General features: G+C 59.7%; 17 protein-coding genes and 1 tRNA gene. 6 read left to right on the forward strand and 12 right to left on the reverse strand.

Annotated elements, in window-relative coordinates; genetic code table 11:
- Positions 1–170 precede the first annotated feature (170 nt).
- A tRNA-Met gene (locus tag HMPREF3153_RS04120) sits at positions 171–247 on the reverse strand.
- 154 nt (positions 248–401) lie between these two features.
- Positions 402–3368 carry a UPF0182 family protein gene (locus HMPREF3153_RS04125; RefSeq protein ID WP_046645092.1) on the reverse strand — a complete coding sequence of 989 codons (2967 nt, stop codon included), beginning with the start codon at positions 3366–3368 and terminating at the stop codon, positions 402–404.
- A 121-nt stretch (positions 3369–3489) separates the two neighbouring features.
- Between HMPREF3153_RS04125 and HMPREF3153_RS04130 the strand changes: the two genes are divergently transcribed.
- Together HMPREF3153_RS04130 and HMPREF3153_RS04135 are read left to right on the forward strand one after the other, a co-directional pair.
- Positions 3490–4035, forward strand: a complete 546-nt coding sequence (locus HMPREF3153_RS04130; protein WP_005528215.1) for a PPA1309 family protein — start codon at positions 3490–3492, stop codon at positions 4033–4035.
- A 42-nt stretch (positions 4036–4077) separates the two neighbouring features.
- Positions 4078–4758 carry a beta-N-acetylglucosaminidase gene (locus tag HMPREF3153_RS04135; RefSeq protein ID WP_070420101.1) on the forward strand — a complete coding sequence of 227 codons (681 nt, stop codon included), beginning with the start codon at positions 4078–4080 and terminating at the stop codon, positions 4756–4758.
- A gap of 18 nt (positions 4759–4776) precedes the next feature.
- Here the strand turns inward: HMPREF3153_RS04135 and HMPREF3153_RS04140 are convergent, their stop codons facing one another.
- Complete coding sequence (locus HMPREF3153_RS04140; RefSeq protein WP_005528210.1) at positions 4777–5880, reverse strand: YlbL family protein; 1104 nt, start codon at positions 5878–5880, stop codon at positions 4777–4779.
- Between the two features lie 67 nt (positions 5881–5947).
- On the opposite strand from HMPREF3153_RS04140, the gene HMPREF3153_RS04145 reads away from it, so the two are divergent.
- On the forward strand, positions 5948–7348 hold the full coding sequence (locus HMPREF3153_RS04145; protein WP_070420102.1) for a zinc-dependent metalloprotease: 1401 nt from the start codon (positions 5948–5950) through the stop codon (positions 7346–7348).
- Between the two features lie 32 nt (positions 7349–7380).
- On the opposite strand, the gene HMPREF3153_RS04150 is transcribed toward HMPREF3153_RS04145, so the two are convergent.
- Positions 7381–7899 (reverse strand): M48 metallopeptidase family protein, encoded by a 519-nt coding sequence (locus HMPREF3153_RS04150; RefSeq protein ID WP_070420103.1) that lies wholly within the window; start codon positions 7897–7899, stop codon positions 7381–7383.
- A gap of 88 nt (positions 7900–7987) precedes the next feature.
- Between HMPREF3153_RS04150 and HMPREF3153_RS04155 the strand changes: the two genes are divergently transcribed.
- Positions 7988–8824, forward strand: coding sequence for a hypothetical protein (locus HMPREF3153_RS04155; RefSeq protein ID WP_046645170.1), 837 nt, complete (start codon positions 7988–7990; stop codon positions 8822–8824).
- A gap of 194 nt (positions 8825–9018) precedes the next feature.
- Here the strand turns inward: HMPREF3153_RS04155 and HMPREF3153_RS04160 are convergent, their stop codons facing one another.
- From HMPREF3153_RS04160 to HMPREF3153_RS04195, 8 genes are all read right to left on the reverse strand, one after another.
- Positions 9019–11073 carry an ATP-dependent DNA helicase UvrD2 gene (locus HMPREF3153_RS04160; RefSeq protein WP_046645097.1) on the reverse strand — a complete coding sequence of 685 codons (2055 nt, stop codon included), beginning with the start codon at positions 11071–11073 and terminating at the stop codon, positions 9019–9021.
- Entirely contained in the window at positions 11066–11785 is a 720-nt protein-coding gene (locus tag HMPREF3153_RS04165) for an NAD(+) diphosphatase (RefSeq protein WP_005528199.1), read from the reverse strand. Before HMPREF3153_RS04165 ends, HMPREF3153_RS04160 begins: the two co-directional genes overlap by 8 nt.
- Positions 11785–12846 carry a potassium channel family protein gene (locus HMPREF3153_RS04170; RefSeq protein WP_005528197.1) on the reverse strand — a complete coding sequence of 354 codons (1062 nt, stop codon included), beginning with the start codon at positions 12844–12846 and terminating at the stop codon, positions 11785–11787. The genes HMPREF3153_RS04165 and HMPREF3153_RS04170 overlap by 1 nt, the downstream gene beginning before the upstream one ends.
- Positions 12847–13033: 187 nt before the next feature.
- Positions 13034–16243: an ATP-dependent helicase gene (locus HMPREF3153_RS04175; protein WP_070420104.1), complete on the reverse strand. Its 3210-nt coding sequence runs from the start codon at positions 16241–16243 to the stop codon at positions 13034–13036.
- Positions 16227–19430 carry an ATP-dependent DNA helicase gene (locus HMPREF3153_RS04180; RefSeq protein ID WP_246817160.1) on the reverse strand — a complete coding sequence of 1068 codons (3204 nt, stop codon included), beginning with the start codon at positions 19428–19430 and terminating at the stop codon, positions 16227–16229. Before HMPREF3153_RS04180 ends, HMPREF3153_RS04175 begins: the two co-directional genes overlap by 17 nt.
- The gene (locus HMPREF3153_RS04185; RefSeq protein ID WP_005528190.1) at positions 19427–20206 is read right to left on the reverse strand and encodes a hypothetical protein; all 780 of its coding nucleotides are present in this window, start codon (positions 20204–20206) and stop codon (positions 19427–19429) included. The genes HMPREF3153_RS04180 and HMPREF3153_RS04185 overlap by 4 nt, the downstream gene beginning before the upstream one ends.
- A 9-nt stretch (positions 20207–20215) precedes the next feature.
- Entirely contained in the window at positions 20216–21193 is a 978-nt protein-coding gene (locus tag HMPREF3153_RS04190; protein WP_005528189.1) for a DUF3152 domain-containing protein, read from the reverse strand.
- A gap of 135 nt (positions 21194–21328) precedes the next feature.
- A complete protein-coding gene (locus HMPREF3153_RS04195; RefSeq protein ID WP_049062983.1) occupies positions 21329–21553 on the reverse strand; it encodes a DUF3107 domain-containing protein in 225 nt (74 codons plus the stop codon).
- Positions 21554–21639: 86 nt separating this feature from the next.
- Here HMPREF3153_RS04195 and HMPREF3153_RS04200 point away from each other — a divergent pair, with 86 nt between their 5' ends.
- Together HMPREF3153_RS04200 and HMPREF3153_RS04205 are read left to right on the forward strand one after the other, a co-directional pair.
- Positions 21640–22968, forward strand: coding sequence for a DEAD/DEAH box helicase (locus HMPREF3153_RS04200; protein ID WP_070420106.1), 1329 nt, complete (start codon positions 21640–21642; stop codon positions 22966–22968).
- Positions 22965–24203, forward strand: a complete 1239-nt coding sequence (locus tag HMPREF3153_RS04205; protein WP_070420107.1) for an Rv3212 family protein — start codon at positions 22965–22967, stop codon at positions 24201–24203. The genes HMPREF3153_RS04200 and HMPREF3153_RS04205 overlap by 4 nt, the downstream gene beginning before the upstream one ends.
- Positions 24204–24209 lie beyond the last annotated feature (6 nt).

A 24209-nucleotide genomic window follows, 5' to 3' on the forward strand; every position in this document is an offset into this window, starting at 1 on the left:
CGGACTCGCGGTACCAACTACCCCAAATCGACAAAGTAGCAAAAGTGTGTTCGGTCGGCGTGTCGTCGGACGGTCTTTTTGCTACTTAAGCCCTACTTAACCCACGTTTGCCCAAAATGGGAAAACAAAAATTGCCCTAGCAACTATTTCGCTGCTAGGGCATTAGAAGTTGGTAGCGGGGGCAGGATTCGAACCTACGACCTCTGGGTTATGAGCCCAGCGAGCTACCGAGCTGCTCCACCCCGCGACGAGATGTACTTCTAAACATCTTGCGCTTAACGTTAACGGCTAAAGCTTTTGCTAACCGCTCTCGTTGGCGACTCATGTAACTATACATACCAAAGGCCACACACCCAAATCCGCTGGGCAGGTGGCCTTTAGTATGTTTTCGCTATGGCGCGCTACTTGGACTGCAGCTGCTTGTAGGATGCAACGGCCTTGTCGAGCTCGTCGAGGGCCTTGCCGTACTCCTCGAAGGAGCCGTTGCGGGCCTTCTCCACGTTATCGAGTGCGGTGTTGATTTCGTCGATTGCTTCAGCCTCGTTGGACGCAGCAGGTGCAGATGCAGGTGCGGAAGCCTTGCCATCCTCGCCAGACTTCTTGTCATCCTTCGAGTCGCTCGGCGAGTTCTTCACAGTGCCGTCGCCGTCGATCTCCGTGATGTCTTGGGCTGCCTTCGGATCAATGCCCACTTGGTCGAGAGCCTCACCAATGGTCGGCGCATAGCCCACGCGGCCCTTGTAGGAGACAAGTACACGCAGCAGCTTCGGGAACGCAGACTCTTGGTCCTTGCGCTGCGAGTAGATCGGCTCTAGGTAGAGAATCTCACCGTCACCCACCGGCAGTGCCAGCAGGTTGCCGTTGGTCAGGTCGTTCGAACCCTCCCACAGCGTGCGGTCACGAGCGACCTGGTCAGAAGACATCATGGCGTCCTGTGCCTGCTTCGGACCCTGGGTTTGAGTGTCCGTCGGCAGCACCTTGACGGTGATCTTGCCGTAGTTCTCCGGATCCGAGGACACAGCCATGTGTGCGGACAGGAACTGACGGTTCAGGCCACGGTAAGACGTGATGAGCTGGAAGCTTGGCTTACCGGTCTTCGGGTCAGAGGCCATGACGTAGTACGGCGGCTGGTTCAGACCGCGGGATTCGCCAGCGGTCGGGTCTTCCGGCACGGACCAGAATGCGTCGTTATTGAAGAACACGCCCGGGTCAGAAACGTGGTACTTAGCCAGCAGGTTACGCTGCACCTTGAACATGTCCTCCGGGTAGCGGAAGTGGTTGCGCAGCTCGTCGGAGATTTCAGCCTCCGGCTTCACCACGTTCGGGAACACACCCTCCCATGCCTTCAAGACTGGGTCCTCGTTGTCAAACTCGTAGAGGTCAACGGTGCCGTCGTAGGCGTCGACAGTGGCCTTGACCGAGTTGCGGATGTAGCCCACCTGCTCGTTGATAAGACGCTGGTTGGTGCCATTCGGGTTCTGAGTGTCCTGGGTGGTCTCAGTCAACGAGGTGCGCTGAGAATAAGGCAGGGAATCCAGGGTGGTGTATCCGTCGACAATCCACTTGATGCGGCCGTCGATAACAGCCGGGTAGGTAGCGGAGTCAGTAGTCAGCCATGGAGCAACCTTCTCCACGCGCTCGCGCGGGTCACGGTCATAGAGAATCTTCGACTCGGAACCAACGCGGTCAGAAAGCAGCAGATTCATCTCCTGGTACTTCAACGCATATGCGGTGCGGTCGAAGAAATTACCGATGTGCACGCCGCCCTTACCGTCATAGGTGTAGGTCGTGGAATCGGTGTCATACTCAACCGAGTCGTTGCCGGTCTTGCCCACGATGGCGTAATCGCGGCCATCCTGTGCGCTAGCGATGACCGGGCCGAAGTAGATACGCGGCTGGTCAACCTTGATGCCCAAGGACTTCTCTGCGTCCTGGGTCTCGCCCTCGCCCTCGTTCTCCTTGCCCTGCTGGGTCTGTAGATCGGAGACCGTGAAGATGGGGAAACCACCACGCGCGGAACCTGCATCTCGGGCAACCTCATCCACGGTGTTCGCCTGCGCAGCCACGAAGCCGTTGCCGTGCGTGTACACGGTGTGGCGGTTCAACCAGTTCTGCTGGTTGTCCTGCAACTCGTTCGGGTCGAGTTCGCGGGCTGCGACCACAAAGTCACGGACCTGGCCGTCAATGGTGTAACGGTCCATGGCCAGTGTCTCTGGGAAGCCATAGAAGTTCTTCAGCTGCTGCATCTGGGTAAAGGTCGGGGCAATGATGTCCGGATCCAGAAGACGCAGGTTAGAAATCGTCGAGGTGTCCGCCGCGACCTTGGAGTCGGAGACATCGCCTGCGCCCCAGTTCTCCTCGTAAGTCACGTTCTCGTCGGTGAGCCCATAGGCGTAACGGGTGGACTCGATGTTGCGAGAAATGTACTCCGCTTCCTTGGCCTGGCGGTTCGGGGTGACGGAGAAACGCTCCATCATCAACGGCCAAGCCTGGCCAATGATAAGCGAGGACAGCAGCATGAGGACCACAGCAAGCGCGGGGATGCGCAGGTCCTTAATAACCACTGCCGCAAAGATGGCCACGGCCACGAACACGCCGATAACCATCAAGATGATCTTGGCCGGCAGGTACGCGTTGATGTCGGTGTAGGAGCCACCGGTAAACAGCGAGTGCTGGTTATACAGCAGCTGGTAGCGGTCGAGCCAGTAGCCCACAACCTGCAGGATCATCCACAGTCCGGCGGTGACAGCAAGCTGCAAGCGAGCCGGGCGCGAGATAAAACCGCGCACACCAGCTGCGCGATTGCCAATGCGGATGCCGCCGAGAATGTAGTGGCTAAACAGCGCCAACAGGAAGCACACCATGAGCAGCATGGAGAACGCGCTGACCACGATGTTCCATACCGGCAGCTGGAACGCGTAGAAGCCCAAGTCACGCTGGAACTGTGGATCCTTGACGCCAAAGTCCTGGCCGTTGAGGAAGAGCATGAACTCGCGCCAGGAAGCCTGGCCCAGCAGGCCAGCGACCGCACCCACCAAGATCGGGATGACCTTGAGGAATAGGCCCATGGTCTTTTCAATCGAGCGGCGGTATTGGTACACCGGCGAGTTCAGGTCGCTGAAGTCAATGCTGTCTGGACGGCCCCGCCACGCCACGAAGCCGGCGGCGAAAACCACGCCCCCGGCAACCACCGCAAAGAGGATAAACAGAACAATGCGCGCTACGAGGGTCGTGGTGAAAACACCACGGTAATCAATTGCGCCGAACCACTTCCAATCGGTATAGAAGCCCACCAACATGGGGCCTACAAATAGAAGAACAGCAATGATAGCGACAGCCCAAGAGAGAAGCCGGGGCGGGCGCTTCATTGGGGCAGCGGGTTGGGAAAGTCCAGAGGCCAACGCCAGCTCCAATCAAAGTCGTGCGAATATAAGCGGTATAGTCTTCCAGCTTAGGGAAGCAATACACAGTTAACGAATAAGGAGTCCTATGAGTTCCCCCGAGGTTTCTCAGCCAGCATTAAACAAAGCCATGCGTGAGGCGGTCGAATTCGTGCACGCCGAGGGCTGGGATGCACCCCCAACTTTGTTTGCTTTGGTTCCCACCTCACTGGTTGCTGACCAACTAGCCGAACTCAACGAAGAGGATGCCTCTCCCCTAACGCTCATTGTCCAGGACAACATTCCAGACAACATCGAACCAGGCTCCGAGCAACTCGCCGACTACGTGGCGCGCCTAGCGTGGCCGCACGAGGTCGCGGGGGTCGTCTTGGCACAGGAGATCAAGTTCCGCGATACCTCCGCATCTGTGCTTGGCGACGCCGCTCCTCGTCCCGCTCGCCTCTTCTCCGGCGTTCTTCGCGAGGAAGGCGTGGAGCTTACCCTGCTGCAGCTGCGTCCCACCGAGGAAGAGCTGGAGGCAGCTGGCCCATTTGCGGAAGATGACATCCAGCTGCGGGGCGGCCCTGAGGTTGCCCCAGGCGTCATCGCTGCTTTGCGCTACGGACTGGAACAAGATCCGGATGAACTGGACTAAACTGTACTTTTAAGTATTTCGAAAAACTAAAGGAGTCTCCTCGTGCGATTTGCCTCGCTAACCCGCTCAGCCCGAGTCGCGGCAGCCTGTGTGGCTGTGACGTGCGTGTTAACGGCCTGCGGCGACAAAGAGGAGGCGCCTGCTCCGCAGGCCCCCGAGACCACCGCTCAGGCGAAGGAAACCCCGGCGAAGGAGACGTCGTCAAGCGCAGCTCCCACCACCGAAGAAAGCGCGGAGTCCAGCACCGAATCCGCCACCAGCAAAGCCGCAGAATCAGAATCTGCTGATTCTTCCGCCAGCGCAACCGCGAGCGAATCCGCCAACGAGAGCGGAAGCGCAAAGACGGACAAGAAGCTGGCAAAGCCAGTGGAAGAGGCCTACAAGACTTTCGGTGAGCTCATCCCAGTGGAGATCTTCCAGCAGTTTGACCGCTGCGACCCCAACGGTGTGGAGGACTCCTATAACTGCTCGGGTTCCAAGGTGGGCCAGTTCCAGTTCTTCAAGAACAAGTCGAAGGCCGCGCAAACCACACAGGTACTCACTGAGCTGCGCTCTTCCCGCGTCATCAAGGATGAGGGCGACCGCGTCGTCGGCTGGTCCATGCTGGGCAACACCGCTATCTTGACCGTGGTGGACAACAAAGAGGGCCTAGTGATGCAGCAGATGATCTCCACCGATCAAGATGATCCTGAGGACCGCCTCAAGGAGCTTGGCCTTATCTAGTCTGCGGCCTGGCTTAATCTAGCCGCAGGTTTCGACCTTTTTGCCGTGGGCAAAGTTGTCCATGGCCACGATGGCGTCGTCGATGGATTCGACCTTGGCCACCACCATGTCGCCAGTGTCGCGGCTCGTGGCCTCCGCGCAGTTATCCGCCGGGGCTAGGAAGAGCTCCGCACCGGCTTGTTTGGAAGCTTCTACTTTGTGAACGATGCCGCCAATGGGGCCCACCGTGCCGTCCTCGTTGATCGTTCCGGTACCAGCCACGAACTTTCCGCCGTTGAGCTCGCCTTCGGAAAGCTTGTCGATTACGGCGAGCGTGAACATCATGCCAGCGGAAGGACCACCTATGTCCTGGAGGTTGTACTGGACCTTGATGTCCTCCTTCGGTTGCGATGTCATGGATATGCCGAGCAAAGCGACGCTGTCATCATCCGGATGGGAACCAAGGGTGATTTCCTCGGTGAGCTTTTTGCCCTTGCGCTCGATGCCGAGCTCCATCCTGTCGCCAGGTTTCTTGGCACGCACGAGCTCTTGGACCTGGCCCGGCTCGCTGACGTCCTTGCCATCGACGGAGGTAATGATGTCTTCGGCTTTAACCACCCCGGTGGCCGGCGCGTCCTTGAGCACCTGCGCCACGACGATCTTGACCGGGACCTTGAGGTAGTTCATCGCAGCGACCGTTGCCGCGGCCTCCGACTGGGTAAAAGCCTGCTTGTTGGACTCGTTGACTTCTTCATCCGTTTTTCCTTGGGGGATGACGGTATCAATGGGCACGAGGGTGTCATCGGTCATGATCCACCGACCCAGGGCCTGCGCCAGCGTCATGTTGGTACGCACCGAGACAGTAGTCATGTTGAGCTGTCCCGAGGTCTCATAAGTCTTGGGAGCAGTCACATCCACGACCTTAGTACCGTCGACCTCGCTCAAAGTGTCCACGGTGGGTCCGGGCCCTTCCGCGGCATAAGGAACGGTCAGAGCAACATCCGTGCCGGGGATGTGGTCGATGCTCAATGCAGCACCGAGCACTACGACGGGGATGGCGCCCCAGGCAAGGGTGCGAAGTCGACGATTTTCAGGTGAATTCACGATGAAACAGCCTACAACGTTTTTCGTTATGGTTTTCATTCGTGTTCGCTGTCAGCGTTGCGTTGTTCATGGAATCCAGCCGCCGCCTGCCGGTAGATTAGAGCCCATGAGCAACGGATTCGGCTTTTCTTTCCCCAATAACGACGACGGCGATGATGAAAACTCACGCCGCGACCAGAACCCGTTTGGCGCCTTCGGCTTCGGTGGAAGCGCCGCAGGCGGTGGTTTAGGAGATCTCCTGAACCAATTTGGTCAGATGCTCTCCGGCATGGGTTCCTCAATGAACTCCGCGGAAGGTGCCGGCCCAGTCAACTACGAGATGGCAAAGCGCATCGCACTGCAGCAGATTTCAACTGACAAAGAAGTAAGCGACGCTGACATCAACGCTGTCACAGAGGCCGTCCGCTTGGCGGAGCTATGGCTTGACGACGCCACCGATCTCCCCACCGCCTCTGGTGCAGTGAAGGCATGGAACTCCACCGAGTGGCTGGAGGCAACCATTCCAATGTGGCAGCGCCTGGTCACCCCGGTGGCGCAGCACATGAACAACGCGCAGCTGGAGTCCATGCCTGAAGAAGCCCGCGAGATGATGGGCCCGATGGCAAACATGATGAACCAGATGTCAGGCATGAACTTCGGCATGCAGCTAGGCCGCGCGCTTGGCGACCTTGCCACTCAGGCACTGACCGGCTCTGACTTCGGTCTGCCAGTCTCCCCTGCCGGTACCACGGCTCTGCTGCCGCACAACATCCAGAAGATCGCCCGCGACCTCAACGTTCCAGGCCAGGAGATTCTGGTCTACATCGGCGCGCGTGAGGCCGCCCGCCAGCGCCTGTTTAAACACGTTCCATGGCTGGTGGAGCGCTTGGTCTCCTCTGTCGAGGAATACGCCATCGGCCTGGTCATTGACACTTCCCACATCGAGGAAGCCACCCGCGAGCTCAACCTGGAGTCCGGCGACCCACAAGCTATCCAGGACGCGATGAGCAAGCTGCAGGGGATGGACCTCACCCCGCGCATCACCTCCCGCAACGCAGGTGCGGTCTCCCGCCTAGAAACGCTGCTTGCTCTGGTCGAGGGCTGGGTTGACCACGTGGTCAATGAAGCGCTGGGCGAGCGTATCCCGTCCACCTCTACCATGAATGAGGCATGGGCACACCGCCGCGCTACGGGCGGTTCCGCGGAGCAGGCCATCTCCAAGGTCGTGGGCATTGAGCTCTCCGCCCCAAAGGTCGACGCCGCTGCGGAGCTGTGGCGCCGCACCACCGTCGCGGTTGGCGCCGAAAAGCGCGACAAGGCCTGGGACCACCCAGACTTCCTGCCTACCGCAGAGCAAATCGACAACCCTGCTTCGTTCATCGATAGCCTGCTTGACGACGCCCCCGATTCCGGCTTCGAAGAAGAGTTTGCCAAGCTGGAAGAAATGCTTCGCGAGCAAGACGGCAAGGATACGCAGGACGGAAGCGACGAGACCGACGGTCCTAACGGCCCCGAATCCGAGAAGTAATCTCGCCGCACCGCTGCTCTTTTAGAGGCCTATCAGCCAAAGCGCTGGTAGGCCTCTAAGTATCCCTTGGCCCGTTCCGCCTTTGGCGCGCGATCTGCCCACTCCCAAAAGCGCGGCCCGTGCCCGGGGATAAATGTGTGCGTGAGCTCATGGATGATGACGGAATCGAGGACATACTCCGGCACGTCCTTGAGCCGATCCGTGATCCGGATGTCTCCAGTGGACGTCGTACAGCTGCCCCAGCGCGAGTTCTGATTGCTGACCCACCGGATGGAACCCACCTTGGCCTGGCCACCTAGGTAAAGCTTGTTGAGTTCCGCGGCGCGTTCTTCCAGATCTGCATCGGAACGCCGCGACGAGGTGTGCTTGCGTTCAACACGGGCGAGCATATCCGTGACCGCTTTCTGTTCTTCCTTGGCAGACATCCAGGCCGGAATGCGAACTTCCAATACCCCGTCTACCATGCGTGCTTGGATTGTGCGCTTGCGCTTGGCGGAGCGAATCACGCGCATTTCTGGGGCGGACTCGCGGGCGGGCTGTTGATTCGACATGACAGGTGATTGTACTTGTGTTGGAATATTCTCACGCGCACAGCTTTAGGGGGAAAGCATGGCAGGGAAATCGCACGCTGTCTCAACGATGACAACTTATTCACTCGCGCCGGGAGTTGCCGTGGTGGAACGCGAGCCTGGGGTGATCCAGTTCGGGATGGATGCCACGCGAGTGGGAGTCGTCGAGGTAGAAATGCAGATTGTTGAGGCCTTAAACCTCCTAAGTAAGCCGATGACTCGAGAGAGCGTTGAGCGGCTTCTGGTCCGCGCGGGTATGGACGATGCGGCTGCGCGCACGCTCATTGAAGACCTCATCTGTTACAACATCCTCTGGCCGGAGCAACCGCGTCAAAGCGTGGTGGTGTTGGGTTCCAGTGCACTGGCGCAAACTCTGCGCACGGTATTTCATAATGCTGGATTCATCCTGCGCAATCCGCTGGAATCAGAGAATATGTATTCCTACATCGCAAGCGTCAGTGAGCACTTCCCGGTTGTCGCGGCTGACATGCTGCATGAACCCGTGAACCTCGCTGCTGCACTCAGCAAGTGCAAAGGCACATTCCTGCCGGTCTCGCTGGTCGATTCGCGCGGAGTCATTGGGCCCGTGCACGTCGACGGCCGCGGCCCCTGCCCCATGTGCGCGCATCTACACCGCATCGACGTGGATGGGCAATGGCACCAAGTGGTCAGCCAGCTGGCTGATGCAGACAGAAACACCGATGACCTTGTGGCGCAGGCAGTGGCGGTACAGTCCGCGGTGTTGGTCAGGCGTCTTGCTGGCTGGCCGTCGCCGCCTGGTGCGAAAAGCTCGCGGGTGATGCCGGGCGAGCAGCTTGAGGTGGACCTCTACGGGCATAACCAATACCGGCTAGTTATCGAGCACCCGAAGTGCCCCTATTGCTTCGAAACGAAACGCAATCGGTAGCGCTATGTGCCGGTCTAAGCCGCGCTCGCACAGGGGCCACGTGCGGACTTTCCTAAATCCCCAGGCCTGGGCACCCAGTCCTGCTGGTCGCGATCGCTTGGGCGCTTGGCACGCTTTTCCGCGACCTTGGGTTCTGGGTTCCCAGGTCTGGGTATTTGCGGTGGACGGCAGCACAGGCTCCCGTGCGGCCGCGATTAGGAACGCAACGCAGCGATGATTTGCAGGACCTCCGCGCCATAACGCTCCAGCTTCGAGGGCCCCACGCCCGAGATGTCGAGCAGCTCGGCCTCACTTGCTGGCAGGGCTTCTGAAATCGCCTGCAGCGTGGCGTCGGAGAAAATCACGTAGGCCGGAACCTTCGCTTCGCGAGCGGTCTTCGCGCGCCAGGCGCGCAGCGCGGAGAAGACCTCTTCATCGCCCTCATACTCGCAATACTCGTGTCGGCCCAGAACTTTCTCAGCAGGGCTCGTCAACTCAGCCGAGCAAATTCGGCACTTGCGCTGGCGGTACCGGCGCCCGCTGCCTGGCGTTTCCTCGATCCCCGGCACCAATCCATCCAAGAAGCGGGTGCGCTCGCGCGAGGCACGCGAGCCCGTCGTCTTAGCCAAGGCCCACGACAATGCAAGGTGCTCACGTGCACGGGTAATGCCCACGTAGAACAGGCGGCGTTCTTCTTCCACCTGCTCGTCGCCCGCCTTGATGGCGTAGTTGATGGGCATGAGCTTCTCAGTGAGCCCAACCAGAAAGACCGCATCCCATTCCAGGCCCTTAGCTGCGTGGATGGTGGCGAGGGTGACACCTTCCATCGTGGGATTCTGTTTGTTTTCGGAGCGACGATGCAGCTCGCCGAGGACCCCGTTGAGATCGATTCCTTCGTGGTCGTTCACGATCTGCGCAATGAGATCCACCAACGCATTGAGAGACTGCCAGCGCTCACGCGCCTGCGCACCCTGCGGCTCGGTAGGAGTAAGTCCCAACTCGACGAACGCGGCGCGCGCGATCGCCACCGGGTCTGCTGGCAGGTCATCACGGCGAGTAGCCGCGATGAGGACGCGAATGGCTTCGAGGATCTCCGGCCTACGGAAGAACCCTTCACCACCGCGGACCTGGTAGACAATGCCGGCGTCGGCAAGCGCTTGCTCAAACTGCTCCGACTGCGCGTTAATGCGGTAGAGCACGGCGATCTCTGATGCTTTCACACCTTTGTTGAGGAGCGTCAGGATCTGGCCTGCTACTTCCTTCGCCTCGATCTCTTCCGACTCATAGGCCTTGAACGTGGGTTCAGGACCGGGATCGCGCATACCCTGCAGCTCCAGGCGGGTTCCCGCCGCGCGACCCGTAGCTTTAGCGATGACGTGGTTAGCCAAATCCGTGACCTGTGGCGTGGAACGGTAGTCTCGCTGAAGCTTCACGATGGTCGCATTGGGATACGTGCGAGAGAAGTTGAGCAGGTAGTCCGGCGAAGCGCCGTTGAAGGAGTAAATCGTCTGGTTGGCGTCACCGACCACTGTGAGATCGTCTCGGTCTCCCAACCACGCATTGAGGACCCGCTGCTGCAAGGGCGTGACGTCCTGGTACTCGTCAACGACGAAGGTGCGGTACTGCTCGCGGAAGACCTCGGCTACCGAGGGCACGTTCTCGATTGCCCCGGCGATATGCATGAGGAGGTCGTCGAAGTCTAAGAACATGCGGTCCTGCGTGGACTTGAGCTGCTCGTAACGCCGAAAGACCTCCGCCACTTTCGCAGGATCTGTGGGTGCTTCACGGTCGGTGGTGGCGATGACCTCCGGATAAGAATCGGCACCAATGAGAGAAGACTTGGCCCACTCGATCTCGCTCAAGTAGTCACGAATCGAGTCCTTGGAATTGTCCAAGTTCAGTGAACGCACAGCCCGCGCGACCACGGAAAACTTGTTATCCAACAGCTCCCATGGAAGGTCGCCTGCGACCTGTGGCCAGAAGTAGCGCAGCTGGCGACGCGCCGCCGCGTGAAAGGTCTGGGCTTGCACGCCACCGACGCCCATCTGGTTGAGGCGATCGCGCATCTCCCCCGCCGCACGCGTGGTGAAAGTGACGGCGAGGATGCGCTGCGGACTAACGAAGCCCTGGTCCACCATGTTGGCGATGCGGTAGGTCACGGTACGCGTCTTACCTGTACCGGCACCCGCCAAGATGCATACCGGTCCGCGTGGGGCGGTCGCGGCAGCGCGTTGGTCCTCATCCAACAGGGACAAATCCGGCCTATTCACCGTGGTACCACTCCATAATCATCGTGTGTGCAATCGAGCCCTTCCGGGCAATGGTCAGCTCAGGCAACTCAGCCCGGCTAACCCAACGGGTCTCTTCCAATTCCCCATCAGTATCGCAAACGGCCCGGACATCGTCCGTGACCGCGGAAAAGCCCACCATAAGCGAGCCGCTTGGGGGCCAGGGTTGTGAGCCCCAGTAGCGCACCTCGCGCACGCGCATTCCGGTCTCCTCAAGGGCCTCCCGGGTGAAAGCCTCCTCGAGGTTCTCTCCAGCATCGACGTAGCCGGCGATGAGCGAATAAAAGCTATTACGCATCCGATTCTTGGCCAACAGAATCTTGTCCGTGCCGGCTAGGTGGATGATTCCAATCACTGCGGGGTCAAGGCGGGGAAACACAATTCGGTGCTCGTTGTGGGCATCGCGCCCGACGACGCCCGGGGCAGGATACTCAAGTTCCCGTCCGGTTCGTGGGTCGAAGCGCAGCTCTCGACGATTGCGCACCAAGTGGATGGCTTTGAGGATCTCAGGGTGGTCGGCGAAGAATGTGGCATCACGCAGCGTTCCTAACACTTTGGCCTGTTCCTCGGGCATCGAAAAAGCCTGAAAGGCCCCTACCTCAACGAGGATGGGGCCGGTTGGTTCTGCGACCAAGACCGGGGCGCCTTGGGAATCAACTGGTACGCGGTTGGTCTCGGTGATAGGCAGAAACACTATTCTTCTTCGTCCTCTTCTTCGTTGGCTTGCTCCATCTCGTGCTTGATGTAGAGCAGGCGGTCGCCAGGCTTAAGCGAGTAAGCATCGGCGGTATCGACGCGGTGTAGCTCGTTGTTTCGCAGCACAGCGAGCACGATGTCAGCGAGGTGGCGTGGGTTGGAGCCAACCTCAAATTCGCGCACGGGGCGCTCGGCAACGGAGAAGCCCTCGTTCGGGGAGAGCAGGTCTTCCATCATCTCCACCACGGTCGGCGTCACGGTGGCAAGACCAAGCAGGCGGCCGGCGGTCTCGGCGGAGGTAACCACGGAATCGGCACCGGACTGGCGCAGCAGGTGGCGGTTCTCGGACTCACGCACGGAGGCCACGATCTTCGCCTTCGAGTTCAGCTCGCGGACCGACAGCGTACACAGCACAGCGGTATCGTCTGTGGACGGTGTGACCACCACAGAGGAGGCATTTTCGACGCCCGCGATGCGGAGGACGTCCTGCTTGGTGCCGGAGCCATAGATGGTGACCAGGCCGTGGTGCTCTGCGTTGGCCAGGGAGGCTCGATTGGTATCGATGACCACGATCTGGGAAGCCGGGACATCATCAGCCAGCAAAGCAGCGACCGCTCCCGCACCCTTGGTGCCGTAACCGATGACAACTGTGTGGTTGCGCAATTGCTTTCTCCAATTCTGGATTTCAAATGTACGGCGTGCTTTGTCTGTCAGCACTGACAACGTTGCGCCGACCAACAAAACAAGGAAGACCAGGCGGGCTGGCGTGACAATCAGAAGGTTAATGAAGCGAGCTTGCGGCGTGACCGGGACGATGTCACCATAGCCCACTGTGGTCAGGGAGACCGCTGCGTAATAGGAAGCATCGAGCAGCGACAGGTCCTCGCTATATCCGTCGCCATCGAAGTAGACCACGACGGTGACAAAAACCAGAAGCGCTAGAGCCCACAGCACGCGGCTGCCCAGCTGCCTCCACGGGCTGTCGCTGACCGCACGCGGAACAGTGATCACGTCAATGAGTGCGTGGTCGGGCTGTGAAGTCAGCTCAATCTGCGGCATAAAGCGCGCTTTGAAGCGGCGTCTAATGCGCTTCGCACTTTGTTTCGGCACTGAAGTTCTGTCTTCCTTTTATTACTTACCTCGTTGAGCGATCCGGGGTTCTCCGAGTCTAAACGATTTTGCACAGCGGACAGAATGCATAGACCGCGATGACCCGATGACTCGGTTTCCGGACCGGCTCAATACCTTAGCCCGCCTGACCTGAAACTGACGATTCAAGGAGTTCTACTAGCTCCTTTCCAGTGGGCAAATTACGCGGTTCGAAGAAATAACCATCACGGACATAGAAGAAAGCAGCGCGTACATTCTCCGCCTTATGTACTCGCCGCCAAGCCTCTGCATAGACGGCGAGCTGGATCTCGGCGGCGCGCATCGCTGCACCGGCAGGCGGACGGCCAGTCTTCCAGTCCACGATGAGCCAGGTTCCATCGGCTTCACGGAATACGGCATCCATTCGGCCGCGGACGACCGACTCACCGACGGTGATTTCAAAGGGTGCTTCGACATATTCTGGTGTGCGCTGCGCCCACGGCGAGTTCAAGAATGCATCCTTTAGTGATTCCAGGTCTTGCTCTGGCTGCTCATCAGAACCAGGCAGCTCGTTTTCAGACAGCAAGGCTGGCGAACCGAACCGCTCCTCCAGCCACGCGTGGAAGGCGGTACCGCGCTTCGCGTAGGCGTTCGGCTTGAAGGGCACTGGGCGGCGTTGGCGGCGCGCGAACTGAATGGGATCGGAGCTCAAAGACACCATGTCGGAGGCGGTCAGCTCAGTCGGCAGCTCCACATCAACCACAGGGGCCTTAAGCGCGGCGTATTCCTCGATGAGGGCTCCGGCTTCTTGCTCCCACAACTCGAAGGTCTCCCCCGCCCGCAATGTCGGCAGCTCCTCCATTGCGTCCAGCACGAGATCAGCACCGCGCAGCGCATCCGGGTTAGCGCGCAGCGACGGGAACGTGCCCTCACGAAGGGTGGTGAGCGCCTCGGCCTCCTCAGGAGTCGCTGGAACGTCCCAGTGGCTGACCAGGTCCGAGTGTTTCTCGCGCAACAGCTCCAGGTATTCATAAGGTCCTTTTTGTGCCTTGCCACCTTTGCGGTTGGTGCCTGAACCAGTAACGGTCAGGGTGGACTCGGTACGCGTCATCGCAACATAGAACAGGCGAGCAGCCTCTTCCCGCTGGTTCTGGCGGACCGATTCTTTATAGGCTTCGCAGGCCTTTCCAAATGCCGAGCGCTTAACAGCATCGGGCTCAAGCTCAATGACGTCCGCATCAGTGGGCGCCTTTTCCACGAGCGTGAGGAAGGTCTCCGCCTGGGCCTTGTAACTGCTGGAGTCAGCGTGTAGCACGCACACGTGCTTCCACTCCAGGCCCTTGGACTTGTGCACGGTCATGATTTGCACGCGACCGTCAACAGCTGGAACCTCGCCCGGGGTCAGTCCGTCTTCGTGCTCACGCGCCATGGAGAGGTAGTCCAGAAGTGCGCCCAAGGAGTCCCCATGGAATCCGGCGACAATGTCGGCGAATGTATCAAGGTGCGTCGTCCCGCCCTGCTGTCCGTTTGCCAGCACCTCGGTGCGAATATTAAACATCGCCTCGATGTCTGCAAAGAGATCGCTCAGTGACTTGCTCAGCGAGTAGGTACGCAGATGACGCAGCTTCGCTGAAAGCTCTTCCATGCGAGCAAGGCCAGCCGCGCTGTAGCGCTCCCGCTCTCCCAAATCTGCGAGGGCGTCGGCAAGGCCCAAGACCTGGCTCGTGTCCTCCTTGGTGAGTTCAGCCAGCTGCGCGGCAAGGTGCTCGACAGGATCGCCGCCTTCCCAGCGAAGACGGCCTGCGGATTCATCACTTGCCCCCGCCAGATTGCGTTGGCGAGCCAGCAGCTCCTTGAGATCCTTCACACCCAGCCCACACATCGGGCCGGTGAGAACGCGCAAGGCAGCATTGGTGTCCTGCGGGCGCAAGAGAATGGTCGCTACAGCAATGAGGTCTTGGATCTCAGGCTGCCAAAGCAGTCCGCCCAAACCAACGATTTCATTGGGCACGCCGACTGCATCCAAGGCTTGAGAAATGAGCGGCGACTGTTTGTTGGTGCGCACCAGAACCGCCGCGCTAAAGCGGCTCGGATCCTCGCACGCATCCAGCTGCGCCTTGAGGTGATTCGCTACGAACTCACGTTCCTCGTTTTCGCTGGCGAAGTAGGCCAACTTCACCTCGCCTTCTGGGGCGTTATCGCGCGGCGACAATTCATCAACTGGGCGCGGCCCGCCGGTTTCCGCAAACAGGTGCCCGGCGACGTCGTTAGCCAGCGTCAGCGTTTGCTGCGGGTTACGCCACGAAATGGTGAGCTGATCCTTCGGCGCCGGCGAACCGTCTGCTTGAGGAAAGTCCTCAACGAAGGCAGCAAGGTTTTCTGCCGTGGCACCGCGCCAGCCATAAATGGACTGCATAGGGTCGCCCACTGCGGTCACCGAAACACCGGGGCGGACCCCGCCGAACAAGGAGCGCAGCAACACGCGCTGGGCATGAGAGGTGTCCTGGTACTCGTCCAGCATGACGACGTTGAATCGCTGGCTCTGCTGCTCGCCCACCTGCGGATGGCTCTCCGCCAAGGCCGCGGCAATAGCCATTTGCTCACCGAACGTAATCACGCCACGAGCGGCCTGCTCTTCCTTGAGGGCCTCCACCAGTGGCAGATACTCCACGCGCAACTGCTGCTTATTGAGGAAATTTTGGACTTCTTTGGCAAACTCCGGACCATTCCTCCTAGTCTTTTCTAGGTCATAAGCGGTGGCTGTGAAAATCCGTGCATGTTCGCGGATCTCGTCTGGGTCCAACAAGCCGTTGTCCATGGCCTGCGCCAGTTTGAGCAAGGTATCCGTCACGTGGCCCAACGATTGCGAGGCCGACAGCTTGCCGCCGTAATTGACCACCACGTCGTGTGCGATGGCGTAGCGCTCAGCATCGGTAATGATGCGCGCTGTCGGCTCCACAGGCATGAGCAAACCGTATTCACGCACCAAGTCACCCGCGTAGGAGTCATAGGTGGCAACCTTTGGCGCGATATTTTCCAAAGCCTCGGCCGCGGCCGTACCAGGCTGCACGATTCCCGAGTCACGCAACTTGATGAGCTGCTTGCGAATACGTTGCTCGAGTTGCTGCGCGGCCTTGCGGGTAAACGTCAGACCCAAGACCTTTTCCGGCGCCACCATGCCGTTGGCCACCAAATAGACCACGCGCGAAGCCATCGTCTCGGTCTTGCCCGCACCGGCACCCGCCACCACGAGCTTTGGTCCGAGCTCGCCCTCGATTACCCTGGCTTGCTCCGGAGTCGGCGGAAACGCCTTGCCCAGGGCCGTGGAAAGCTCTGCCGGGCTGAGAAGATTAGACTGCGAATTCATCAGAGACCTGCTTTCCCTCGGCTTGTACTGGGCAAATAGAGCGAATAGCGCAGCGATCACAAGAATCATTCTCGCGCGCGGTCAAGCGCTCACTATGTAATTCTGCAACGAGCGCCGGCAGCTTTTCGGCGAAGGCCGCAAGCTCTTCCGGCGGCACCGCTGCTTGGTCGCGCGTTGTGATCTTGACGCTGTCATGGGCGGGATAGACCAATACACCGCCACCACGCGGCAAGCCTTCACCAGTACGGATGACCGGCGAAGAGCCGGGGTTCTCCCCTGCTTCCGCGTCGTCTGCGTCCACAACACCGACAAGTTCACCGCGTTCCAAAGCCAACTGATACGTCATCAGCTGTGGATTTTCCTTGGCCTGCTTTGCGGTCACAGCGCTGTTGCCCGTCTTGAGGTCAACCACCATGTAGTCATCCCCAGCCTTGACTAGGCGATCCATGTAACCAGCAACGGTAATGCCAGGCAGGACTTCCACGGAGACGGGAACCTCAACGCCAATGAGCTCAAAGGAGGACTCGGAGTTCATAGCCCACTGGTGGGTGCGGTGGATAAGCCGCTCGAAGGCAGCCATATCGCTGCGCATCTTCCATCCGGGCCCATCCACGATGGAAGCAAAAGCCTCCATAACCATTTTCTTACCCAGTTCAGGTTCGATTCCCCTGCCCAACGCTTCTAGGTAGGCATGCGCCATGGTGCCGCGAATGAGGTGCATCGGCGTGGACTCCTCTTCCGCGAGGTTGCCCAAGATGGCGCTGAGCGGACAATTCAGCAAGGCCTCGACACGAGACGGCGAAACGCGCCCCACCGCCACGGCCTCTTCCATGTCTGCAAGGACATCCGTGGCCACCGAACGCGCAGCCCACCAGCTCTCTGGATGGGCACCGGGTACTCCTGCCTTAGCCAAGCGCGCCAACTGGCGGGCTGCCTGACTGCGCTCTGCCTCACCGCTGGAAGCGCTCACCACAACCCGACGCAACTGCGCCACAAAGGACGGCACCGAAAGCACAGCCACATCGAGTGGGTCGATCTCGCGTTCCGCACGCACCGACACCGGCGCAGGTTCGGGGACTGCAAGGCCGAGCTCCCGCGGCAACTGTGCCGCACGCAGGCGCTTGGTTGCCTCCCGGCGCGTCTGCGCACCAGGAACGTCGACAGAGCCGCTCAGCGCAAACTCCCCCACAAAGCGGGATGGTTCCTCAGGCACAGCGGCCTCGGGGGCGTCGACAGCTGCGATGAGCAGGCGCCTGCGGTGACGGGTGGTAGCGACGTGGAACAAGCGGCGCTCCTCCCTCAAGCGGCTGGCCACATGACTCACCGGTGTGCCCGGCGCGATGCCTTTATCCAGCAAGTCGATGAGATCCTCCTGCCCAAAGACGGAACCGGTCTCGCCCAACGAGGGCCAGGTTCCTTCCTGCGCACCTGCAATAACCACGGTGTCCCACTCGCGTCCCACTGCACCGTGCGCGGTAATTACCTCTACCGCCTGCGGAATTGTGGTTCGGCGATCACGCACGCCCGTAGGTAGCTCCTGTTCCTCGATATGCCGCAGGAAAGCCTCCAGGGACGCACCAGGACGGCGCTCCGAATAGTCACCGGCCGCGTCGAAGAGCGACATCATCGCGTCCAAGTCGCGGTCTGCCTGCGAGCCCGTGGCACCACCGCGCAAGGCCGCGGCCTGCAAACGCGCGTCGAGGCCAGTGGCGTTCCACACTTCCCACAGGGTTTCCTCGATAGAGACCTGCGCGCGCAGTGCTGCACGGCCTGCATCCAGGATCGAGCGGATACGCTCCAGGATGGTCTGTTCGCGTTCGGTAAGCAGACCGCTAAAGTCCGGTAGTTCGCCTTCCAACAGCGCCCGCAAGGAATCGATGCCGCGGGACTGCGGCGCCCACCTACGCAGTCCACGAATGAGGCGCCGCAACGTCACCGGGTCCGCACCACCGACAGGTCCCGTGACAAGCTCCTCCAACTCGGTGTTGCTCAACTCATGGTCCAATGCGCGCAGCGCCAGCAAAATAGACTTGACTAGGCGCTGCTCCGCCAAAATAACGTCCGTGGGGTTGATGTGCACCGGCACGCCGGCCGCCAGGAGGGTCCTGCGCACCTGGCCAATGTCACCAGTAGAACGCACAATCACCGCGATTTCCCGCCACGGCACCTCATCTTCCAAATGGCGGCGCCGGACAGCATCCGCAACAACGTCGCGCAGGGTCGAGCGCGAATCCACGATGCTGATGCATGCAGGCGCTGGACGACGCCGCGGTTCCTCCAACACCAGCTCATGTTCCGCTGGGAAGAAGGTCAAGAACTCCGAGTTGGCGCCTCGGAAAGCAAAGACGGCTTGGTCAGGGTCCCCCGCCACCACAGTCAGCTCTGTGCTGCGAGAGAGCCCCTCGATGAGCTTGCCCGAGGTCGGGTCCAGCAGCTGCGCATCATCCACGATGATGGTGTGCCACGGATGCTTCTCCACCAACTCCGAGTGCAACAAGACCTCGTTGACAAGCTCTGCTGCCGAGTAAGAATGCAGACCAGCCAGCTGCTGCGTGCGTTCGTACTCGAGTAGGAACTCGCCTGCCGCGGTCCACATAGGCTGCTGGTACTTTTGCCCCAACTCCATGAGCTCATGCGGGCCCTTGCCACGCTCGATGGCGCGCAGCAGCAAGTCACGCAACTGCCGGGCAAACCCCACGAAGGTCATGGCTGGGCGGACCTCCGCGGGCCAGCTACCACGATTCTCTTCTGCTTGGCCCTCCAGCAGTTCACGGATGACCGCATCCTGCTCAGCGCCGGTGATGAGACGAATCTCTTCTTCTGAGATTGTCCGCAGCAGTGCAAAGGCCAAGGAATGCACCGAGCGCACCATCGATGCCTGCGCCGCGTAATCTTCCAAGTGCTGCGCCAGCTCGCGCCGCAGGATCGAACCAGATTCCTTCGAGGTGGAGACCACCAAGATCCCCGAGGGGTCAGCGCCGGAGCTCAGCTTGTTCAAGACAACGTCGACAAGCAGGCTCGAGACACCGGAACCCGCCGTACCCGTCACGCGCCATCTGCCTGTTTCAGGCAGCGGAAAATCCCAGGAACGCGAGCTGCGCTGGGAAGTACGCGGGACTAGACGGACTTGAGGGGAAGGCGGCAAGACGACGCCTGCGCGGGCGGTAGAACGGGGATCGTAACTCACCCGTTCAGTATTTCAGATGACCTGGACACGAGCAGAGCTTCAACCCTTTCAATGTTCGAACGCGTGGTCGTCTTCGACTGCGGGTGCAGGTTATTGACGTAACGGCGATAAGCCGAGGCACGCAGCAGAAGCTGGGACATTCCTGGAACGTGCCCAAAGCGGTTGCAGATGCCGTCATCCACAACGTCCGCGATGAGGCCATCGACGATGACCAGCGCGGCGCTCCAGCCAACTGGACGGGGCGCCGCGGATGGCACGACGTCGACAAGCGCAGGCGGATTTGTATCCGCAAAGATGGTGGTTCCGAGAACATCGACGTGCGCAATACCTACCGGAATTCCTGCGAGGTCAACATCAGAATAGGCCTCCCCCGTCTCATCCCACGCGGCACGCTCAGCACGTGCGAATACGTCGTCGCGCTGCCCCACGTTGGGCAGAGGCACGGTTGACATCGCTTCGTCCAAACGCAACGCCATTTGCGCAGTCTCATCAACGCGTCCGCGCAGCTGGCCAGGAACGTACTGATTGGCCTTCCACCCAGCAGCGGTATAGCGTGCGTCAGTCGTAAGCACCGGACGCACGACTCGTGCACCCGCTAAGGACATCTTCTCCCGGACCTTGGCGGACCACCCCGACCATTCATTGGCACGGGCATAGACGACGTCGCCTACCTTGATACCGTGGTCCCATTCCGGACCCAAGACCTCGCCGCGGATCTGGCGGAAATTCGCCTCCGCGTGGAAGGCGGACAACACGTGTTCTGGGGGAAGCAACATTGGGCTCTCCTATTCCGGATTGTGCGGATCCTTGATGCGTGGATTCGGATAAGGCCACGGGTTGGGCTCGCAGGTCACATCCTCATCAGGGTAGATCTCTTTGGAGTCCTTTCTGTACAACTCGGCGTTATTCAAGCTCAGCGTCTGCTGCATCATGACGGGAGCGAGCTTGCCTTCGCCGCCGCAGGCCTGGTGGGAAGCGTAACCGATTGCATGGCCAAATTCGTGGTTAATGAGGTACTGGCGGTAATTGCCAAGGTCGCCTTCAAAAGGAACGGCGCCGCGTACCCAGCGGGACTCGTTGAGGTTCACCGTGGACTCTCCAGTGATGCCGGTATGACACGACGTTTCGGTGTTGAGCTGCGCGCCACACAGCTTCGCAGTCGTGGCCAAAGAAGTCAGCCGAATCCGCGTGTCAGGCTTATCGTCGGCCGCAACGTGAATGAATTCGAAATCCCCGGTTGAGGTCCAACCGCGTGGATCACCGAGGGTGGCATCGACCATAGCCGCAAAGGCGGAGTCGCCGCCATAGGCAATAGTGTTAACGCCGTTTTCGATCTCCACGGAGTAGCGAACTACGGTTTTGCCGCCTTTGCCTGCGTGTGCGCCGGCTGGACCCGCATCACGGTAGGTGTCATCGCCAGCTTCGGTGAAGTCACCGCCTGCGGGAAGTTGGTCCTTGGCTGCCTTTATGTCACCGGCATCTGCTGGGTCGGGGCCCAGCTTCTCGGAAGGCTCGGGCTGCGGCGACTGACTGGTCTGCGCGACCTGAGTGCCGTCCGTGCCTGTGGTCGCGTCAATCACGTCTGCGATAACCCAGATAGTCAGCACTATCATCACGGGGATCGCAACAACGCGCCACCAGCCGTATTCGTGAGCAAACCTTACTAACCAATTGCTTTGTTCGGGTTTGCGATGCGGATGACGTGGGGCGCGTTGCGAGTTATCCACAGGTAATTCCATAAGGAAATAGATTACCTTCTGCATCCCACTCGAGCGGAATTACTCTGCTGTGGGATGCGCCTTCTCTAATTCATGCTCTAACTCACGCGGCTAGAAGCCAGAAGTCTTAGTGAAGTCGATGCGGCACTATGAACGCGAACGCATCATGAGTATCGATGTTTAGGCACCTGCAAAACCGACGGCGTGTGCCTTGGCGACGCCGATCTCTGCGTAAACCACGCGGTCAGTGCGGACGATGAACTTGCGTCCCTTGGAATCTTCCAGCTCCAGGGTGGAGTTGTCAGCAAGTGCACCATTAATCTTTGCGGCCAGTTCTTCCTGAGTACCATCCGCGCGGATGACGAGCTCACGAGCGGTGTCTGCGAATCCGATCTTAATATCCATGTTTCTTGTCTTCTCCTTGCGAGAGGTAGTTGTGCTCGAATTGGTTCTAATGGCCCCACTATAGCCCCACCCGCTACTATCGAGGTGTGTCATTTCAACAGTCTGAGACCACGCAACCACCTACTTTCGCCGCCCTTGGAGTGGCAGCAGAGATCGTAGATGCCCTGGCCAGCCGCGGTATTGTGCGCACGTTTGCGATTCAAGAGCTCACTCTTCCGATCGCGCTGGGCGGACAAGACCTCATTGGCCAAGCACGCACCGGCATGGGTAAGACGCTGGGATTCGGCGTCCCTGTGCTCGATCGCGTTTTTGATGACGCTGATATTGAAGAACTCGACGGCACCCCGCGCGCCCTCATTGTGGTCCCTACTCGTGAGCTAGCCGTCCAGGTCGGCGAAGACCTCACCCTGGCCTCTCAGAACCTCCCGCTGCGCCTGGCTACCATTTATGGCGGCCGGCCGTATGAGGAGCAAATCAAGCTCTTGGAAAAGGGCGTCGACGTCATCGTCGGCACTCCCGGCCGTCTTTTGGACTTGGCACAGCAGGGCCATCTCCAGCTCGACCACGTGGCCATCTTGGTTTTGGATGAAGCCGACGAGATGCTCGATCTAGGCTTCTTGCCGGACATCGAGAAAATCCTCGAACTGCTGCATGGCAACAAACACCAAACCATGCTCTTCTCCGCCACGATGCCCGGCCCTATCCTGACGCTCGCACGCACTTTCATGAACCGGCCTATTCACATCCGGGCGGAATCTGGTGACGAGAACCAAACGCACGAGTCCACCCGCAAAGTCACGTTCCAGGCACACCGCATGGACAAGCTCGCCATCATCTCCCGTGCGCTACAAGCTAAAGGCCGCGGCAAGACCATCATCTTCGCCCGCACCAAGCGCTCCGCTGCCGAGGTAGCGGATGAGCTCGCACGCCGTGGTTTCCGGGTCGGCGCAGTGCACGGTGACCTGGGTCAGGCCGCCCGCGAAAAGTCCCTCAATGCTTTCCGCGAGGGCAAGGTGGAAATCCTAGTCGCGACCGACGTGGCAGCGCGCGGTATCGACGTCGACGACGTCACTCACGTCATCAACTACCAGGTTCCAGATGATCCTATGACCTTCGTGCACCGAATCGGACGCACTGGCCGCGCAGGGCACACCGGCACCGCCGTTACGCTCGTGGGCTATGACGAGCTCGGCAAGTGGCAAGTAATCAATGACGAGCTTGGCCTCGGCGAACCTGAGCCACCTCAGTGGTTTAGCACCTCCCCGGAACTCTCCGCAGCTTTAGGCTTCCCGGAGGGAGCTAAAGAATCAGTTGGCCCTGCGACAAAGGTTATCGGGACAGCTAAGTTGCGGGATACCCCAAAGACCCGCGCCACAACAACCCGAACTCGCCGTTCAAGGAGCCGCCGCCGATGAGCAAGACCCCCATCCTTCGCGCCACCGCGACTGACTGGAAGATAACCGGCGCTATCGCCGCCGTTTGCGCTATCGCTGTGGGAGGTGCATATTTCACCGCCGATATTCGCGACTCCGAACTCGCCCCCGCGGCTACCTCTGCGCCTGACCAGGTAGAAGTCCTTGCGCAAGCTCCTAAGAATTTCAAAATTGCCTTCGAGCTTCCCAACCAGACGGTTCCCGGACAGCATCGCGCACTCGCCTCCCAGGGGCTTCTGATCACCCACGAAGGCGATACGATCATTGCTTCTGATGTAAACGGCAAGGAGAAATGGCACTACACCCGCAAAAACGCAGAGCTGTGTTCCTTGGGTAGCGCGTGGGACAAGGTTGTAGCAACGTACCGTAACAATGCTGGATGCGGTGACACCGTAGCTATCAATGCCGCAACGGGCCAATACTCCGATACCCGCAGCGCGATTAACTCTGAAGAGGTCATTCCGATCTCCTCCAACGACCGTGTGGGCACGGTGTCTACAGATCGCATTGATCTGTGGCGCTCAGACATGGTGCGCACCATCGAATACGGTGACGTGCAGGCAAAGCAGGAGCCCGACATGCAGGAGCATGAGGACTGCAGCATCAATTCGGCCCTCACTCGAACCGAAAACCTCGCCTTAACTGAAACCTGCCCCGATAACGCCTCAGTTACGTGGCTGCGCCTGGTAGGCGCCACCCCAGAGGATTCGCGCAAACCTGAGGTCACCGCCAACATTGGAATGGCCAACGAGGGATCCCGATTGGTCGCAGTAGGCCAGGAGTCCGCCGCGGTTTATCAGCCAGGCGAAAAGCCGCGTATTGAGTCTTATGACAAGTCCGGCAATACAATCGCCTCTACTGAAGTCGCCGCATCACCAGATGTGACTAACGCTTCCACGCCTTATGCTCCAGCGACAGCTGACCTGCCACACCACATGTCTTGGTTCGATGGAGAGCGTTTGTACCTGTTTACTCCTTCGGAATTGAAGGTTGACCATGTTCTAGAGGATGCCATCGGCACCGGTGTTGCTCTCGGCGAGCGCTTGCTCATGCCTACTGAGAAGGGCATCGCTGTCGTTGATTGGTCCACAGGTAAGACCGAGCGGACCATCAAGATCGATCGTGGCAGCTACACCGGCCCTGTCTTTTTGACGATCGCAGGAACCACCATCGTTGAACAACGCGGCGAGACCGCGGTTGGGCTCACCGCACTCTAGTAGCGT

This window comes from Corynebacterium sp. HMSC06C06, assembly GCF_001807295.1.
Classification (GTDB): domain Bacteria; phylum Actinomycetota; class Actinomycetes; order Mycobacteriales; family Mycobacteriaceae; genus Corynebacterium; species Corynebacterium striatum.

Excerpts from the sequence above, each read along its gene's own strand:
- HMPREF3153_RS04125 (WP_046645092.1), bottom strand. The coding sequence starts at position 3,368 with ATGAAGCGCCCGCCCCGGCTTCTCTCTTGGGCTGTCGCTATCATTGCT.
- HMPREF3153_RS04130 (WP_005528215.1), top strand. The coding sequence starts at position 3,490 with ATGAGTTCCCCCGAGGTTTCTCAGCCAGCATTAAACAAAGCCATGCGT.
- HMPREF3153_RS04140 (WP_005528210.1), bottom strand. The coding sequence starts at position 5,880 with ATGAAAACCATAACGAAAAACGTTGTAGGCTGTTTCATCGTGAATTCA.
- HMPREF3153_RS04145 (WP_070420102.1), top strand. The coding sequence starts at position 5,948 with ATGAGCAACGGATTCGGCTTTTCTTTCCCCAATAACGACGACGGCGAT.
- HMPREF3153_RS04150 (WP_070420103.1), bottom strand. The coding sequence starts at position 7,899 with ATGTCGAATCAACAGCCCGCCCGCGAGTCCGCCCCAGAAATGCGCGTG.
- HMPREF3153_RS04155 (WP_046645170.1), top strand. The coding sequence starts at position 7,988 with ATGACAACTTATTCACTCGCGCCGGGAGTTGCCGTGGTGGAACGCGAG.
- HMPREF3153_RS04170 (WP_005528197.1), bottom strand. The coding sequence starts at position 12,846 with ATGCCGCAGATTGAGCTGACTTCACAGCCCGACCACGCACTCATTGAC.
- HMPREF3153_RS04175 (WP_070420104.1), bottom strand. The coding sequence starts at position 16,243 with ATGAATTCGCAGTCTAATCTTCTCAGCCCGGCAGAGCTTTCCACGGCC.
- HMPREF3153_RS04185 (WP_005528190.1), bottom strand. The coding sequence starts at position 20,206 with ATGTTGCTTCCCCCAGAACACGTGTTGTCCGCCTTCCACGCGGAGGCG.
- HMPREF3153_RS04190 (WP_005528189.1), bottom strand. The coding sequence starts at position 21,193 with ATGCAGAAGGTAATCTATTTCCTTATGGAATTACCTGTGGATAACTCG.
- HMPREF3153_RS04195 (WP_049062983.1), bottom strand. The coding sequence starts at position 21,553 with ATGGATATTAAGATCGGATTCGCAGACACCGCTCGTGAGCTCGTCATC.
- HMPREF3153_RS04205 (WP_070420107.1), top strand. The coding sequence starts at position 22,965 with ATGAGCAAGACCCCCATCCTTCGCGCCACCGCGACTGACTGGAAGATA.